Here is a 15,460-nt window from a genome sequence, read left to right as displayed (position 1 = left end):
AGAGTCCGGGTGACTGGTGGAGGAATGCGCTATCAGACGGGCCCGAACGTGGAGGATCGACCGCTCCGGCGCGGCGGTGGCCCGCCTCGCCGAGCGCCTCGGCGGGATGCCCGCCTTCCGCGACCCCGTCGCCCCGGAGACCCTGCCGCTGCTGCAGGACCACGCGCTCGCCGACTGGCGCGACGTCGTACGACGCTTCCCGCTGCCGCTCCTCATGATCGCCGGGCGCGAGAGCCAGGTCTGGCCCTGCGAGCACGCCGAGGCGGCCGTGGCGGACACCGCGCACGGCCGCGCCCTCGTCGTCGAGGACGCCGGCCACGCCGTCAGCATCGACCAGCCGGACGCCTTCAACGAGGCGCTCCTGGCCTTTCTCGCCGAGACCGTCCCCGCGTGAGGCTCGCGACCCGGCGGTACGGCGCCGGCGGGCGCCACGTGGCGCTCGTCCACGGCCTCGGCGCGGACGGCGACCTGTGGCGCGGCCTGGTCGAGCGCGTCGTTGCCGCGGGCGGGACCACCGTCACGACGGTCGACCTGCGCGGCCACGGCCTGAGCGACCGGGCCACCGACCACACCCTGGACGCGTTCGCCGGCGACCTCGTCGACACGCTCCCGACCGGGCTCGACCTCGTGGTCGGGCACTCGCTCGGCGGGTCGGTGCTGGAGCGGGCCGTCGCCCGGCTGGCCCCCGCCGAGGCGCTCTACCTCGACCCCGGCTTCCGGCTCGGCCTCCCCTCCGCGGGCCTCACCGGTCGGCTGTTCTGGGCCACGGCCCCGGTCGGGCTCACCGTGGCCGCCCTCGCCCAGCGTCGACGGAGCCGGGGCCGCCCGGAGCCGTCGGCCCGGGACGCGGCCCTCCGGACCGCGGCGACCGACCGCTTCGACCGGGCCATGACCCTGTCGGTCCTCCGCGACGTCGCCCACCACCCGGCATCCGTCGCGGCACCGGTGGTCCCCTCGACGCTCCTGCTCTCCGACGACGCCCCCGCCGTCGTCGCCGACAAGACGGTCACCCGCCTCGCCGCCCTGGGCTGGCGGGTCCGCCGGCTGCCCGGCATCGGGCACGACCTCTGGCTCGAGGACCTCGGACGCACCTGGGACGCCGTCCGCGACGTCCTGCTGGGGGAGCGGCCCGCGATCCGGTCGTGAGCGGTCCGGGCACCCCGCCCGCCGGCCCTCGGGGCCGTCGAGCCGCCGGTGCACCCGTGGAGGGCTGAGGCCGAGGGCGCCCGCGCCGCGCCCTATCCTGGGTGGCCGCGGCGCGCCTCTCGGGGTGGTGCGCACGCACGCCGGTGTAGCTCAGTTGGTAGAGCGCCTCACTTGTAATGAGGATGTCGCGGGTTCGACTCCTGTCACCGGCTCGATGGATGGGTGGGTGCCGCCATGCGTGGTCGAGTCCCTCACGCCGAGCGCACGCCAGCGCCGCGCGCGCTGCCGTCCAGCGTTCGCCGCACGACCCGTCGGCCTTCGGAGGTCGGAGGCAGGTGACGGCGAGGTGGGCTCAGTCGTCCTCGATGTGGCCCGTGACGGGATCCACCATCCACAGGAACCACCGGCACTCCTCGAGGTGGTCGGCCATGTCCCGGTGCCAGCCTCCGGTGCCGGACGAGAACCCGTGCCCGGGGTCCGGCCCGGTGAGGCGGCTGTAGTCGTAGGTGTCCGCGCGGTCCGTCGGCCGGTCGACGAGGAAGAGCTCTCCGTCGACCCAGAGCCGGAAGCGAGCCGGCAGCGTGGAGGGGGGCCTCGGCGGGCGCTTCTTGCTGGTCCACTCGAACCTGTCAGGGTCGTGCTCACCGCTCGTCACGGCGCGTGCGCGCCTCGGCCGCGCGCCATCCGGTGCGCCAGCACCGCCGCGACCAGGCCCGCCGCCACCGGCACGAGCAGCGCCACCCGCAGGCTCGTCGACTCCGAGATCACGCCGATCACCGGTGAGGTCAGCAGGAACCCGAGCCGCATCAACCACCCGATGATCGCGATGCCCGTGCCCTCCGCGAGGCCGGGGATGCGGCCGGCCGCGGCGAACGCGGCCGGCACCAGGGTCGCGCAGCCGAAGCCGGCGAGCGCGAAGCCCACGAACGCGCCCGGGTACGACGGGGAGAGGGCGGCCACGCCGGCACCGAGGGCGATCAGCAGCCCGCCCGTCCGGGCGACCGCGTCCCGGCCGTACCGGTCGGTGAGCGGGTCGCCGACGAGCCGTCCCACGAACTGCGCGCCGATCACGACGGTCAGGCCGAGCGCGGCGACCCCGGCGGGGGCGCCCGCCTCGCCGCCGAGGTAGAGCACGGCCCAGTTGTTGGCGACGTCCTCGACGAGCGTCCCGCAGACCGCGATGACGACCAGCGGCAGCAGCAGGCGCCACGCGCGCCGTCGTACGCCGCCCGTCGGGGCGCCCGCCCGGGTGGTCGGGCTGGCGGCGGGGTCGGGCACCGGCTCGGCCAGACCCGCCTTCACGTCCGCGGGGACGACGGCCAGCCGGGCCGCGACGACCGCCACCACGGCCCACAGAGCTCCGCTCACCGCCATCTGCAGGCCCAGGTCGACCGAGGCGGCGGCGCCGGCGGCGCCGATGAGCCCGCCGATCGCGGCGCCGATGCTCCAGGTGGCGTGCAGCGAGTTCATGATCGACCGGCCGCGCCACTGCTCGACGACGACGCCCTGGACGTTCTGGGCGGCGTCCACGAGCGCGTCGAGCGCCCCGCCGAGCGCCATCGCGACCACGAACGGCGCCACCCCCGGACTGGCCCCCGCGACGGCGAGGGACGCGGCCAGCAGCACCGAGCCGAGCGCGGTGACGACCAGGGCCCCGAGCCGCCGGATCGCGACACCGGCCACCGGGGCGGCGACGATCGCGCCGAGCGGGAACGCCACGACCAGCAGCCCGAAGCGGGCGTCGTCCAGGGCGAACGCGGCCTTGATCTCCGGGTAGCGCGGCAGGAGCGCGCTGAGGATGACCCCGTTGGTGAGGAACAGCAGCGCGACGCCGACGCGGGCCCGTCGCGGGCTCGGTCGGGAGCGGGGCACCGCGCCGACGGTAGGGGACACCGGGGCCGAGAGGTGGGCGGGCCCTCCCGCCCCGGACCCAGCAGCGTTAGGTTGCCCCCAGGCCGCGACGGGGTCGTCGGGGCAGCGGTCGGAGGAGGTCAGTGTGGTGGACGACGACGGTGTGGTGCCGGTCTACTTCCTCTCCGACTCGACCGGCATCAGCGCCGAGACGATGGGCAACGCGCTGCTCATGCAGTTCCCGGACACCGTGTTCGAGCGGACGACGATCCCGTTCATCACGACGGTCGAGGCCGCCCAGGACGTGGTCCGCCAGCTCGACGAGGCCATGGACGGTCCGGTGACCCCGCTCGCCTTCACCACGGCGGCGGAGGACCACATCCGGCTGACGCTGCGGGAGACCCGCGCCCCGCTCATCGACTTCTTCGACATGCACATGGAGCGGGTCGAGTCGATCCTCGACCGCCGCGGCGTCCGCCTGCCCTCGCGGCTCCACGGCGTCCACGACGTGAAGCGGTACAACACCCGGATGGCGGCGGTGGAGTTCACCATCGAGCACGACGACGGGCAGAGCGTGCGCGCGCTCGACCGGGCCGACGTCATCCTGCTGGCGCCGTCACGCTGCGGGAAGACCCCCACGAGCATGTACCTCGCGCTGCAGCACGGCCTGTTCGTCGCGAACTACCCGCTGGTCGAGGAGGACCTCACCGCCAGCGAGCTGCCCGCCCCGGTCCGCGACCACCTCGACCGCTGCTTCGGCATCACCACGACCGCCGAGCGGCTCTCGCGGGTGCGCAACGAGCGCCGCGCCGGGTCGACGTACGCCTCGGCGGGGCAGTGCCGCTGGGAGCTGCGCCGCGCCCAGCAGCTCTTCAGCGAGTTCGGCGTGCCCGTCATCGACTCCGCCACCAAGTCGGTGGAGGAGATGGCCGCGCTCGTCCTGCAGACCCTCAAGCGCAACGGCGGCGTCCCCAGCCGCGAGCGAAGCAAGGCCCGTCACTCCCCGACCGGAAGGCACACCGATGACTGACGAGACCGCCGACAACATCCGTTGGTTCTCCGAGCTCGGCATGGACGACATCGACCAGGTGGGCGGCAAGAACGCCTCCCTGGGCGAGATGGTCTCCAACCTCGCCGACCTGGGGGTGCGCGTGCCCGACGGGTTCGCGACGACCTCGTCGGCGTACCACCGCTTCATCGGGGAGACCGGCCTCGCCGAGCAGATCTCCGGCCTGCTCGACGGCCTCGACACCGACGACGTACGACGCCTCTCCGAGGTCGGCAAGGAGATCCGCGGGCTCGTGGTGGGCCAGGAGTTCCCCGACGACCTCGAGGCCGACATCCGCTCCGCCTACGACACGCTCGTCGAGGGCTCGGGGGAGGAGGCGTCGTTCGCCGTCCGGTCGTCGGCCACCGCGGAGGACCTGCCCGACGCCTCGTTCGCGGGCCAGCAGGAGACTTTCCTCAACATCAAGGGCATCGACGGGGTCCTCGACGCGATCCGCGAGGTGTTCGCCTCGCTGTACAACGACCGCGCGATCTCCTACCGGGTCCACCACGGCTTCGAGCACGGCGACGTGGGGCTGTCCGCCGGCGTGCAGAAGATGGTGCGCTCCGACATCGGTGCCGCCGGCGTGATGTTCACGATGGACACCGAGTCCGGCTTCACCGACGCGGTGTTCGTGACCTCGGCGTACGGCCTCGGTGAGGGCGTCGTCCAGGGTGCGGTGAACCCCGACGAGTTCTACGTCTACAAGCCCGCGCTGCGCGCCGACCGGCCCGCGATCCTCAAGCGCAACGTCGGCGGCAAGCTGACGAAGATGATCTACACCGACGACGCGACGGTGGGACGGACGACCGAGTTCGTGGACGTCGACGCCGCCGACGCGCGGCTGCTGTCGCTGAGCGACGACGAGGTCACCGAGCTCGCCCGGCACGCCCTGACCATCGAGGAGCACTACGGCCGCCCGATGGACATCGAGTGGGCCCGCGACGGCGTCGACGGCAAGCTCTACGTGCTCCAGGCCCGCCCCGAGACGGTGCAGTCCCGGCGCAGCGGCGTCATCGAGCGCTTCAGCGTGAAGTCCGCGGTCTCGAAGGCGTCGACCGTCATCGTCGAGGGCCGCGCCATCGGTCAGAAGATCGGCGCCGGCCCGGTCAAGGTCATGAAGTCGATCGACGAGATGCACGACTTCGACCCCGGGCAGGTCCTCGTCGCCGACATGACCGACCCCGACTGGGAGCCGATCATGAAGCGCGCCTCCGCGATCGTGACGAACCGCGGTGGCCGTACCTGCCACGCCGCGATCATCGCCCGCGAGCTCGGCATCCCCGCGATCGTGGGCACCGGGACCGGCACCAAGGACCTCGCCGACGGCCGCGAGGTCACCGTGTCGTGCGCCGAGGGCGACACCGGTCTCGTCTACGAGGGGATCATCGACTACGACGTCGAGACCACCGAGCTCGACGCCCTCCCCGAGCTCGACGTGAAGATCATGATGAACGTCGGCACCCCCGACCAGGCGTTCTCCTTCGCGCAGCTGCCCAACGCGGGCGTCGGCCTGGCGCGGCTGGAGTTCATCATCAACCGGCAGATCGGCGTCCACCCGAAGGCGCTGCTCGACCTGGAGCGCGACCCCGACTCCCTCGACCCCGACCTCCGCGCCGAGATCGAGGAGATCATCGCCGCGCACCCCGGCCCGCGGGAGTTCTTCGTCCGCCGGGTCGCCGAGGGCGTCTCCATGCTGGGGGCGGCGTTCGCACCCAGCCCGGTCATCGTCCGGATGAGCGACTTCAAGTCGAACGAGTACGCCAACCTGCTGGGCGGCGAGGCGTACGAGCCGCACGAGGAGAACCCGATGATCGGCTACCGCGGCGCGTCGCGGTACCTCTCGAAGGACTTCGCCGAGTGCTTCGCGCTCGAGTGCGAGGCGCTGAAGCACGTCCGCGACGAGATGGGCCTGACGAACGTCTGGATCATGATCCCGTTCGTGCGGACCATCAAGGAGGCCGAGGGCGTCATCCGCCTCCTCGGCGAGCACGGCCTGGTGCGCGGGGAGAACGACCTCAAGGTCGTGATGATGTGCGAGGTCCCCTCCAACGCGGTGCTGGCCGACAAGTTCCTCGACCACTTCGACGGGTTCTCGATCGGCTCCAACGACCTGACCCAGCTGACGCTGGGCCTCGACCGGGACTCCTCCCTGGTCGCGGACGGCTTCGACGAGCGCGACCCCGCGGTGAAGCACATGCTCTCGATGGCCATCACGGCCTGCAAGGAGCGCGGCAAGTACGTCGGGATCTGCGGCCAGGGCCCCTCCGACCACCCCGACCTCGCCGAGTGGCTGATGGAGCAGGGCATCGAGTCGATGTCGCTCAACCCCGACACCGTCGTCGCGACCTGGGAGCGCCTGGGCGGTCTGCAGAAGGGCTGAGCTCGCCGGCCCGGCCGGGCCCGTCTCCACAGGTCGCGGCCGGGTAGCGGGGTAGTCCCCTGAGGAACGGTCGTCGGGCGGGGCTCGGGAGGACCGTCGGTCAGGGGACTATCCCGCGAGGGCCGCCGTGCCTGTGGAACACGCCCGCCCCGGTCTGCGGTGCGCTACCGGACCTGACGGGCCTCGAAGATCTGGCCCGGGCGCACGATCTCGTCCTGCGCGGGCACCAGCCGCAGCTCGCGGTGGCCGGACTCGAGCGTCGCGCGCAGGACGCCGTACACCGCGGACGTCGTCGCCGACAGCGCGGCGGGGACGGAGTCGGCGGTCGTGAGGTGGGCCAGCCACAGCGCGGAGGTCAGGTCGCCGGCGCCGTTGGGGCTGATCGGCAGCTGCGGGGTGGTGACGGTCCAGGCGCCCTCGTCGGTGACGGCGAGGACGTCGAGGTGGCCCTCGGGGACCTCGTCGTGCAGCAGGCTCGTGACCAGCACGGTGCGCGGGCCACGGGCGCGGACGGCGTCCACGGCGTCGAGGACCTCCGCCATCGTGCGGGTCTCGCGGCCCGCGAGGAAGTCGAGCTCGAAGTGGTTCGGGGTGATGAGGTCGGCGGCGGGCACGACGGAGTCCCGCATGAACTCCGGGATGCCGGGCCGGACGAACATGCCGCGGCCGACGTCGCCCATCACGGGGTCGCAGCAGTAGACGGCGGCCGGGTTCAGCTCCTTGACCCGGGCGACGGCGTCGAGGACGACCTGGCCGACGTCCTCGGCGCCCTGGTAGCCGGTGAGGACGGCGTCCGCGGTCGCCAGCACGCTGACCGCCGACCCGTCGGGGCCCGGCACCTCGCGCTCGCCGATGCCGCGGATGACGTCCGCGACGTCGGACGCCGCCAGCAGCGGGCCGCGCCACTCGCCGTACCCGGTGTGGTTCGAGAAGTGGACCGTGATGACGGGCCACACCTCGTGCCCGAGGCGCTGGAGCGGGAAGACCGCGGCGGAGTTGCCCACGTGGCCGTAGGCGACGGACGACTGGACGGACAGGATCCTCACGGCGCGATGGTCCCACGCCCCGTCGTCGCCTCACCGCTCGGCATGATGGCGGGATGGGCGCGCTCGCAGGACTCGTGGACAAGGGCCTCATGGCACCGGACTGGGCGGAGGCCCTGGCGCCGGTCGACGACCGGATCGCTGCGATGGGGGAGTTCCTGCGCGCGGAGGTCGCCGCCGGGCGGGGCTACCAGCCGGCCGGCGAGCGGGTCTTCCGTGCGTTCGAACGGCCCCTGGCCGACGTCCGCGTGCTCGTCGTGGGCCAGGACCCCTACCCCAACCCCGCCCACCCGATCGGGCTGAGCTTCGCCGTGGAGGCCCACGTCCGGCCGCTGCCGGGCAGCCTGCGCAACATCTACGCCGAGCTGCGCGACGACCTCGGCGTCGAGACCCCGGAGCACGGCGACCTGTCCGCCTGGGCCGACCAGGGCGTCATGCTGCTCAACCGGTGCCTGACCGTGCGTCCGGGTGACTCCAACTCCCACCAGGGCAAGGGGTGGGAGGAGGTCACCCAGGCGGCGATCGAGGCGCTCGCCGCCCGCGGCGGTCCGCTCGTCGCCGTCCTCTGGGGCTCGAAGGCGCAGGGCCTCGCGCCGCTGCTCGGCGACGTCCCCGTCGTCGCGTCGACCCACCCCTCCCCGCTCTCGGCCCACCGCGGCTTCCTCGGGTCGAAGCCCTTCAGCAAGGTCGACGCGCTCCTGGCCGAGCAGGGCGCCGAGCCGGTCGACTGGCGCCTGCCGGGCTGAGTCGCGGCGCGGGCGGGGTCGCTGCGGCCGGCGGTTCCCACTGCCGTTTCTGCCGAAACGGTGCCTTCCGGGCCCGGCGAACTGCCGTTTCTGCAGAAACGGCAGCGCCACCGGCCGCCCTCACCGTGATCCGCCGTCGCGTCCTCGCAGGCTCGGACGCGGTGGATCAGAACTCATACCCGAAGTACGCCACGTCCTTCGCGAAGAGCTCGCCGACGCGGGTGCGGGTGGCGTCGTCGTAGTAGGGCCGGTGGGAGTCCGGCGGCGACGGGTCCGCGTTCGCGGACGGCAGCGGCGTCCAGGGCAGGTCGAAGCGGGCGGCGACCGCGCGGAGGTCGGCCTCGAGGGTCTCCTGGCGGCCGACGAAGTCCGGCAGGCGGTCCTTCGTCATCAGGTAGTCGACCTGGGGGCGCTGGAGGCGCGTCCACTCCTCCGTCCCGCGGAGGATGAACGTCTCGAAGTCGGGGCACGTCTGCTCCAGCCCCGACCAGAACGGGTGCGGGTCGGGTCCGCGCAGGCGGGCGACGGCCTCGGGGTCACCCTCGGCGGCCCGCGCCCGGCCGCGCTCGACCATGCGCCACCACGACACCATCCGCGACCACGGGTTCCGGACCACGCCGAACGTGAAGTACGAGCGGTACTCCGGGTGCCGGCCGAGGATCGTGCCGAGCCGCGAGTGCCGCTCGACGTCGGTGTCGCGCGCGGTGACGCCGTCCGGCATCAGCTCCCGCAGTCGGCGCTCGACCGTGACCCCGCCCGTCTTCTGCACGTGGACGAACAGGAAGCGGTGATCCTCGGAGACGAACACGCCCTCATCCAAGCACCCGGGGCCGGGACCTAGGAGCGGTCGTTCTCCTCGAGCGTCAGCGAGATCGAGTTGATGCAGTAGCGGTCACCGGTCGGGGTGCCGTAGCCGTCCGGGAAGACGTGGCCCAGGTGCGAACCGCAGCTCGCGCAGCGCACCTCGGTCCGCTTCATCCCCAGCGAGGTGTCGTCGATGTACTCGATCGTGTCGCTGATCGGCTGGTAGAACGACGGCCAGCCGCAGCCCGAGTGGAACTTGGTGTCCGACTCGAACAGCTTCGCCTGGCAGGCCTTGCACCGGTAGATCCCGACGGTCTCGGTGTCGGTGTACTCCCCGACGAACGGGCGCTCCGTGCCCGCCTGCCGCAGGACCTGGTACTCCTGCGGCGAGAGCTCCTCGCGCCACTGCTCGTCGGTCTTCTCCACGTTGTACGCCACGGCTCCAGGATAGTCCGCCGGGCCAGGCGCCCCGGGGTGCCAGGGGCCCGGGGCGTGCCGGCTCAGAAGTGCGTCGCGCAGTGCGGCGCCGGCCCGCCGTCAGCCATGGCGGCGTACCGCTCCACCGCGGCGGGGTCGCCGTCGTCCGGGACGGTCACCCGGCCGGCCTCCGCGAGCGTGCCGATCGCGACGTCGCCCAGGTACGACGCGCCGAGCGCCTCGACGTCCAGGCTGAGGTCGGGCGCGGCGTCGGTCGCCGTCACCTCGGCGCGGCCCCCGGAGGTCTCGACCCGCCACGACCCCGCGGCATGGCCCAGGGGGTCCTCGACGCCGAGCACGACGGTGCCGTCCGCGCTCCAGGGCCGGGCGCCGAGGGCGCCCGGGACGTCCAGGACGCGCAGCCACAGGTGGTCGTGCAGGCTCGTGGTGCGGACGGCGCGGGGCTCGCGCAGCGCCCACTCCAGGGTCGTGCGCACCGGCGCCGTCTGCACGCGCAGCCGCTGGGTGAGGTCGAGGTCGGCCAGGCGTCGCCACATCCGCAGCTCGAGCTCCGGGGACGCGGCCAGGACGTCGTGGACGTCGGCGGTGCCGACCCCGTCGACGCGACCCATGGGCCGCCACACGGCGTACGCGTCGGGTCGGCCGTCGGTGTCGAGGTGCAGCAGGACCCGCCGCTTGGGGTCGGCCGCCCGGTCCTCGATGTCGTACAGGCCGGTGAGCGAGGCGCGGTACTCGTGCGGACGGTCCACCGCACCCCGCGTCACGGCGAGGTGACGCGCGAAGACCTCCCGCAGCGCGGGCCACGCCTGCGGGGCGGGGAGGACCTCGAAGCGGCCCGGGTCGTCGCCCAGCGGGGCGCGCAGGGCGAACCGCGCGCTGACGTCGATCTCCAGCCGACGCTCCCGCACGGCGGGGCCGAAGCCGAAGCGGCCGTAGATCGAGCCCTCGGTCGCTGTCAGGGCCGCCATCGGCAGCCCGTCGCGGGCGGCGTTCGCGAGGTCGGCGGTCATCATCGAGCGCAGCAGCCCGCGCCGGCGGTGGGAGACCGCGGTGGTGACCGCGGTGACCATGTGCAGCGGCAGCGTCGTGCCCCCGCCGACGTTGATGCTCTGCGCCCAGCTGGCGTACGTCGCCACCGGCAGCGGGTCGGTCGCCCAGGACCGCTCGGGCCACACGGCGTACAGGGTGTGGCCGTCGACCCGGGCGTCCTCGCGCCACAGCGGGACCAGCTCGTCGGGCACGGTGCCCTCCCCGAAGCCGGCCAGCACGGCGCCCAGCCAGCGCAGGCCTTCGTCGGTGTCGGGGTCCACGGTGGTCACGGGGAGGTGGTCTAAGGTCACACACCGCAGGCTAGAAGCACCGGCAGGTGGTCCACGACCGGGTTTCCGGGGCCCGCGAGCCGTCCGTGATCGAGGAGGAGCGTCGTGCCGCCGAGGAACATCGAGTACACGGCCTCCCTGGTCGGGGTCCAGAAGGCCGCGACGACGACGCTGCACGGCATCCTGCGGGAGCACCCCGGCTTCGCACGGCGGAACCCGAAGGAGATCCACTTCTTCGATGACGAGAACGTCGACTGGGACGACCCGGACTACAGCGAGTACCACAAGCGCGCCAAGCGTCCCCGGGAGCGGATCGCGCTGGACTCGACCCCGTCGTACATCTTCATCCCGAACGCGCTGCGCCGGATGTACGCCTACCGGCCGGAGATGAAGCTGATCGCGGCGTTCCGCGACCCCATCGACCGGGCCTTCTCGGCGTGGAACATGGAGTTCGCGCGCCGTGACAGCTGGCCGTCGTTCGGGCAGGCCGTCGCGGACGGCGCCCTGTCCCAGATCCCGCCGGAGAGCACCTGGAAGCGGATCGGCTCGGCGAAGTGGGACCTGGTCGCCCGCGGGCTCTACCACCAGCAGCTGTCCCGCGGCCTCGAGGTCTACCCGCGCGAGCAGTGGCTGCTGATGACGTTCGAGCAGATCGTGAAGGACCCCACCACCGCGGTCAACGACGTCGCGCAGTTCATCGGGCTGCGCCCCTTCGAGCCGGAGACGGCCGACAAGCCGCGCTGGTCCTCGCCCGGCGGTCTCGACGCCGCCCCCGTGACGGCCGCCGACATCGAGGCGCTCGCGTCGGCGTACGTCGACGAGCTGCCGGCGTTCGTGGAGCTCACGGGCTTCGACATCAGCATGTGGACGACGAGCCGGGTCCTCGCCGGCGAGCTGGCGCCCGGTGACGTCGCGGAGCGCTTGAACAAGAAGGCCGGACTCGTCCTGCGCCCCTGAGGCCGATGCACGCCACTAGGCTCGCCGCATGGCTCGTACGCCGGCAGCGGAGGTCGTGGCGGGGGAGCGCTCCGTGCGTGTCTCCAGCCCCGACCGGGTGATCTACGAGGCGACCGCCTCGACGCCCGAGGTGACCAAGCTGATGGTCGCCGAGTACGTCGCCGCCGCCGAGGACGGCCTCATGCGCGCGCTGCGTGACCGGCCGACGGCGCTGGAGCGGTGGACCTCCGGCGTCCGCGAGGGGATGCGCCTCGCGACCGGTCCCACCGACCGCGACGCCGACGCGTTCTACCAGAAGCGCGTGCCGAAGGGCGCTCCCGACTACCTGGAGACCGCCCGCATCACCTTCCCGTCGGGCCGCACCGCCGACGAGATCTGCCCGACCGAGATCGCCGTCCCGGTGTGGTGCGCCCACATGGGGACGCTGACCTTCCACCCCTGGCCGGTACGACGTACCGACGACCCCGCGAGCCTGGACCACCCAGACGAGCTGCGGATCGACCTCGACCCGCAGCCGGGGACGACCTTCTCCGACGCCGTCCGCGTGGCCGGCGTGGCCCGCGAGCTGCTCGCCGAGCACGGCATCACCGGCTTCGCGAAGACGTCCGGCAACCGCGGTGTCCACGTCTACGTGCGCATCGAGCCCCGCTGGGACTTCGTCGACGTCCGCCACGCCGCCATCGGCTTCGGCCGCGAGCTCGCCGCCCGCGACGACCAGGTGACCACCGCCTGGTGGAAGGAGGAGCGGGGGGAGCGGATCTTCGTGGACTACAACCAGAACTGCCGTGACCGCACCATCGCCTCGGCGTACTCGCTGCGGCCGCTGCCCGGCGCCCCCGTCTCGACACCGCTGGCCTGGGACGACCTCGCCGAGGTCACCGACCCCGCGACGCTGAACCTGTTCACGGTCCTTGAGCGGCTCGCGGACGGCGACGCCTGGGCCACGATCGACGACGTCGCCCACGACATCGGCCCGCTGATCGCGCTGTACGACGCTCAGCCCGAGGGCGAGCTCAACTACCCGCCGGACCACCCCAAGATGCCCGGCGAGCCCCCGCGCGTGCAGCCCTCGAAGAAGGTCGCCGCCCATTGGGACGCCGACGGCAACCGCATCGACGGCTGAGCGCCCCCCCCCCGGGCGCCCCCCAGGCGGTCGAGCAGCCCGCGAGCGCAGCGAGCGCGCGTCGTCGAGACCGTCGTACGGCGCCCGGCGGCGTCGGGTGCAGGGATCTCGTGGCTCGGCCGTGGCCGGCCTCGCACCTCGATCTCCGGCCATCCCTCGGAGGTCGAGGTGCTCCGAGCCCTGGCGAGGAGCCACGAGACCCCGCGAGCGTCCGTCGAGACCGTCGTACAGCGTCCGGCGGCGCAGTGTGTCGTCTCCGACCCACCCGCTGCGTCACGGACGACACCCAGTGGCGCGGTCGTGCGTCGGGTGCAGGGATCTCGTGGCTCGGCCGTGGCCGGCCTCGCACCTCGATCTCCGGCCATCCCTCGGAGGTCGAGCAGCACGCGAGCGCAGCGAGCGCGCGTCGTCGAGACCGTGCGCGTACGAAGGGGGGCGGGGCTACGGCTCGTCGTGGGTGCGGCCGACGGCGCGGACCGGGGGCTTCAGCGGGCGTGGGGCCGTCGGCAGCCACGTCTTCGTCACGTAGTCGATGACGTGGGTGCCCTCGGGGGCGTCGATGGTGATGAGCTCCTCGGGGACCTCGCCGTTGGTCAGCGCGTTGAAGACCGACCACTCGTAGCGCTTCCGGGCGTTGCGGGCGCTGGTCGCGAAGGACTCGGGGTCGGTCCAGTGGCCGAACTCGTCGCCGTCGAGGTACTTGAGCTCCACGCACAGGCCGCGGGGGAGGATCGCGTCGACCGTGTTCTCGGGCCGGCGGCGGACCTCCCACTCGAAGGACTTGGTGTAGGTCCAGTCGGGCCCGATGGGGAAGCCCCAGCCCTCGGCGTTGTGCAGGGACAGGTCGAGGTACGCGCGGCGGTCGGACTCGACGTACAGGCCGTGGCGGGGGAACTTCAGGATCACGTCCTTGCGGAACGACCGCCAGCCGAACTCGGCCATGGCGAGCTCGCCCTCGGCCGTGAGCACCATGTCGCCGTCCCACTTCCAGCTGAAGGCGGTGTCGACCTGGGCGAAGGACCAGTTGTAGAAGTAGCTCAGCGAGTGCACCGACAGCTCGGGCTCGGCGAGGTGCTCCGCGCCCGCCCGGGCCACCCGGAACGGGTACTCCACGACGTCGAGGTGGTCCCCGAGGCCCATGTCGACGGCCGTCCGCTTCGCGACCTCGCCGGTGCCGTCGTCGGACTGGTTGTCGACGATGAGGACCTTGTCGCAGACGCGCAGCAGCCCGGGCAGGACCCAGGGCAGGGAGCGGGCCTCGTTCTTGACCCGGAGCACGGCGGTGGAGCCGTTGCGCAGGCCACCGGGCCTCGTCCAGGGCCAGACGATGTCGTAGTCGTGCTCGCCCTGGAGGTTCTGCAGCCCGTCCACCGGGACCTTGCTCATCCGCGGTTCCTGAGGTCCCGCAGCCGGCCCTTGACGGGCTCGGGGAGACGGCGGGCCGCGCGTCGCGCGAGCCCGGTGGCGCCGCCCTCGTCGTCCGCCGCGGGGACGGGTCCGACCTCGGCGCGGGCCGCCTCGCGGCCCTCGCGGCGGCCGCGCTCGACGGCCGCCATCGCGGTGGACCGGGCCACGGCCTCGGCGTCGGCGTACAGGTCGACGAACGCGGTGCGCAGCTGGTCGAGCGTGGCGCGGACCTCGGCGGTGTCGCCCCCGGGGTCGGCCATCGAGTTCAGGGCCGCGTCGGTCTCCTCGACCAGCTCCCGCATGGCGGCCGAGATGGGCGTCCCGGCCAGCGTGCGCTCCGTACGGCGCAGCGCGGGGTCGATGAAGGAGTCGACGTCGGTGACCGCGGTGGTCCCGGCGTGCAGCACGTTCTGGAGCTGCAGCTCCTCGCCGAGCCGCATCACCGTGGACGTCCAGTCAGTGAGCAGGTCGGTGTAGCGCACGAACGAGCGGCCGCCGCCCTCCTGCAGGTCGCGGCCGGCGCGCTCGGTGTGCAGCATCATGTTCAGCCACGACGCGGCGAGGTGGGGGGCACCGAGGCGGTTGCTGTAGTGGTCCTGCTTGCTGCCGATGACCTCGGCGGGCGGGCGCAGCATCGTCACCACGACCGCGGTGGACTCGGTGCGGACCGCGGCCGCCTGCCAGAGCCCCAGGAACCAGCTGAGTCGCGGGTCCTTGATGACGACCTCGCTGCTGAAGCCGAACTGCTCCTCGAGGAACTTGCTGGTGGGCACCCGGCAGTTCGGCATCGCGGCGACGCGGGCGGTGTCGAGCCACGCGTCGGGGCGGGCGTCGGCCATGTTCACGTTCGCTCGGCGCAGCATGCGCTCGTGGTGGCGCACCACCCAGGCAGACTCCCCGAAGCCGCGCGGGTTGGTGGTGTCGGCGTCGACCTCGGGCTGCGGCACGTGCAGGTGCAGACGCTGGAGCACCCCGGCCAGGGTGCTGGTGCCGCTGCGTCCGGCGCCGGCGACCAGGACGACGCGGCGCGGGTAGCGCAGGCGCTTGCGGAGGGCCGCCGTCGCCTCGGCGTCACCGGCGACCTCGCCCGCGGAGTCGCCCGCGGGGCCCGCGGCAGGGGGCCCGCCTACGGGGTCGGCGGCGGGCTGCTGCGGCCGGTCCTCGGTGTCGCTCACCGGATGACCATAAGAGAAGT

The 15,460-nt window shown here is 73.1% G+C and carries 15 protein-coding genes and 1 tRNA gene; 8 read left to right on the top strand and 8 right to left on the bottom strand.

Annotated elements, in window-relative coordinates; genetic code table 11:
- Positions 1–76: 76 nt before the first annotated feature.
- The 3 genes from Q0858_RS08605 to Q0858_RS08595 all read left to right on the top strand — a co-directional run bounded on the left by Q0858_RS08605 (position 77) and on the right by Q0858_RS08595 (position 1,358).
- Positions 77–394 carry an alpha/beta hydrolase gene (locus Q0858_RS08605; RefSeq protein ID WP_299052760.1) on the top strand — a complete coding sequence of 106 codons (318 nt, stop codon included), beginning with the start codon at positions 77–79 and terminating at the stop codon, positions 392–394.
- Entirely contained in the window at positions 391–1,146 is a 756-nt protein-coding gene (locus tag Q0858_RS08600; RefSeq protein ID WP_299052758.1) for an alpha/beta fold hydrolase, read from the top strand. The genes Q0858_RS08605 and Q0858_RS08600 overlap by 4 nt, the downstream gene beginning before the upstream one ends.
- Positions 1,147–1,285: 139 nt before the next feature.
- Positions 1,286–1,358 (top strand) — tRNA-Thr (locus tag Q0858_RS08595).
- A 140-nt stretch (positions 1,359–1,498) separates the two neighbouring features.
- Here Q0858_RS08595 and Q0858_RS08590 read toward each other — a convergent pair.
- Both Q0858_RS08590 and Q0858_RS08585 read right to left on the bottom strand, forming a co-directional pair.
- A complete protein-coding gene (locus Q0858_RS08590) occupies positions 1,499–1,801 on the bottom strand; it encodes a hypothetical protein (protein WP_299052755.1) in 303 nt (100 codons plus the stop codon).
- Complete coding sequence (locus tag Q0858_RS08585; protein WP_299052753.1) at positions 1,798–3,018, bottom strand: MFS transporter; 1,221 nt, start codon at positions 3,016–3,018, stop codon at positions 1,798–1,800. The genes Q0858_RS08590 and Q0858_RS08585 overlap by 4 nt, the downstream gene beginning before the upstream one ends.
- A gap of 124 nt (positions 3,019–3,142) precedes the next feature.
- On the opposite strand from Q0858_RS08585, the gene Q0858_RS08580 reads away from it, so the two are divergent.
- Positions 3,143–4,027: a pyruvate, water dikinase regulatory protein gene (locus tag Q0858_RS08580; RefSeq protein WP_299052751.1), complete on the top strand. Its 885-nt coding sequence runs from the start codon at positions 3,143–3,145 to the stop codon at positions 4,025–4,027.
- Positions 4,020–6,428: a phosphoenolpyruvate synthase gene (gene ppsA, locus Q0858_RS08575; protein WP_299052748.1), complete on the top strand. Its 2,409-nt coding sequence runs from the start codon at positions 4,020–4,022 to the stop codon at positions 6,426–6,428. Before Q0858_RS08580 ends, ppsA begins: the two co-directional genes overlap by 8 nt.
- Before the next feature lie 164 nt (positions 6,429–6,592).
- Here ppsA and pdxY read toward each other — a convergent pair whose 3' ends face one another.
- On the bottom strand, positions 6,593–7,474 hold the full coding sequence (gene pdxY / locus Q0858_RS08570; protein ID WP_299052745.1) for a pyridoxal kinase PdxY: 882 nt from the start codon (positions 7,472–7,474) through the stop codon (positions 6,593–6,595).
- Positions 7,475–7,527: 53 nt separating this feature from the next.
- Here pdxY and Q0858_RS08565 point away from each other — a divergent pair, with 53 nt between their 5' ends.
- Positions 7,528–8,217 carry a uracil-DNA glycosylase gene (locus Q0858_RS08565; protein WP_299052742.1) on the top strand — a complete coding sequence of 230 codons (690 nt, stop codon included), beginning with the start codon at positions 7,528–7,530 and terminating at the stop codon, positions 8,215–8,217.
- Positions 8,218–8,383: 166 nt separating this feature from the next.
- Here the strand turns inward: Q0858_RS08565 and Q0858_RS08560 are convergent, their stop codons facing one another.
- From Q0858_RS08560 to Q0858_RS08550, 3 genes are all read right to left on the bottom strand, one after another.
- Positions 8,384–9,025: a sulfotransferase family 2 domain-containing protein gene (locus tag Q0858_RS08560; RefSeq protein ID WP_299052739.1), complete on the bottom strand. Its 642-nt coding sequence runs from the start codon at positions 9,023–9,025 to the stop codon at positions 8,384–8,386.
- Between the two features lie 29 nt (positions 9,026–9,054).
- On the bottom strand, positions 9,055–9,459 hold the full coding sequence (gene msrB, locus Q0858_RS08555; RefSeq protein ID WP_299052737.1) for a peptide-methionine (R)-S-oxide reductase MsrB: 405 nt from the start codon (positions 9,457–9,459) through the stop codon (positions 9,055–9,057).
- 62 nt (positions 9,460–9,521) lie between these two features.
- Complete coding sequence (locus tag Q0858_RS08550; protein WP_299052735.1) at positions 9,522–10,799, bottom strand: GNAT family N-acetyltransferase; 1,278 nt, start codon at positions 10,797–10,799, stop codon at positions 9,522–9,524.
- An 84-nt stretch (positions 10,800–10,883) separates the two neighbouring features.
- Between Q0858_RS08550 and Q0858_RS08545 the strand changes: the two genes are divergently transcribed.
- Positions 10,884–11,735: a sulfotransferase gene (locus tag Q0858_RS08545; protein ID WP_299052733.1), complete on the top strand. Its 852-nt coding sequence runs from the start codon at positions 10,884–10,886 to the stop codon at positions 11,733–11,735.
- 28 nt (positions 11,736–11,763) lie between these two features.
- Positions 11,764–12,858 (top strand): DNA polymerase domain-containing protein, encoded by a 1,095-nt coding sequence (locus tag Q0858_RS08540; RefSeq protein WP_299052731.1) that lies wholly within the window; start codon positions 11,764–11,766, stop codon positions 12,856–12,858.
- Positions 12,859–13,299: 441 nt separating this feature from the next.
- On the opposite strand, the gene Q0858_RS08535 is transcribed toward Q0858_RS08540, so the two are convergent.
- Both Q0858_RS08535 and Q0858_RS08530 read right to left on the bottom strand, forming a co-directional pair.
- A complete protein-coding gene (locus Q0858_RS08535) occupies positions 13,300–14,244 on the bottom strand; it encodes a hypothetical protein (RefSeq protein ID WP_299052729.1) in 945 nt (314 codons plus the stop codon).
- Positions 14,241–15,440, bottom strand: coding sequence for a sulfotransferase family protein (locus Q0858_RS08530; protein ID WP_299052727.1), 1,200 nt, complete (start codon positions 15,438–15,440; stop codon positions 14,241–14,243). Before Q0858_RS08530 ends, Q0858_RS08535 begins: the two co-directional genes overlap by 4 nt.
- Positions 15,441–15,460: the final 20 nt, after the last annotated feature.

The organism is uncultured Nocardioides sp. (genome assembly GCF_947489365.1).
GTDB lineage: Bacteria > Actinomycetota > Actinomycetes > Propionibacteriales > Nocardioidaceae > Nocardioides.
The sequence above is the reverse complement of the archived record's forward strand: the minus strand, read 5'-3'. Positions and strand labels throughout refer to the sequence as shown.

What these genes read in the sequence shown, in the direction of transcription:
- ppsA (WP_299052748.1), top strand. Translation starts at nt 4,020, where the DNA reads ATGACTGACGAGACCGCCGACAACATCCGTTGGTTCTCCGAGCTCGGC.
- Q0858_RS08565 (WP_299052742.1), top strand. Translation starts at nt 7,528, where the DNA reads ATGGGCGCGCTCGCAGGACTCGTGGACAAGGGCCTCATGGCACCGGAC.
- Q0858_RS08540 (WP_299052731.1), top strand. Translation starts at nt 11,764, where the DNA reads ATGGCTCGTACGCCGGCAGCGGAGGTCGTGGCGGGGGAGCGCTCCGTG.
- Q0858_RS08535 (WP_299052729.1), bottom strand. Translation starts at nt 14,244, where the DNA reads ATGAGCAAGGTCCCGGTGGACGGGCTGCAGAACCTCCAGGGCGAGCAC.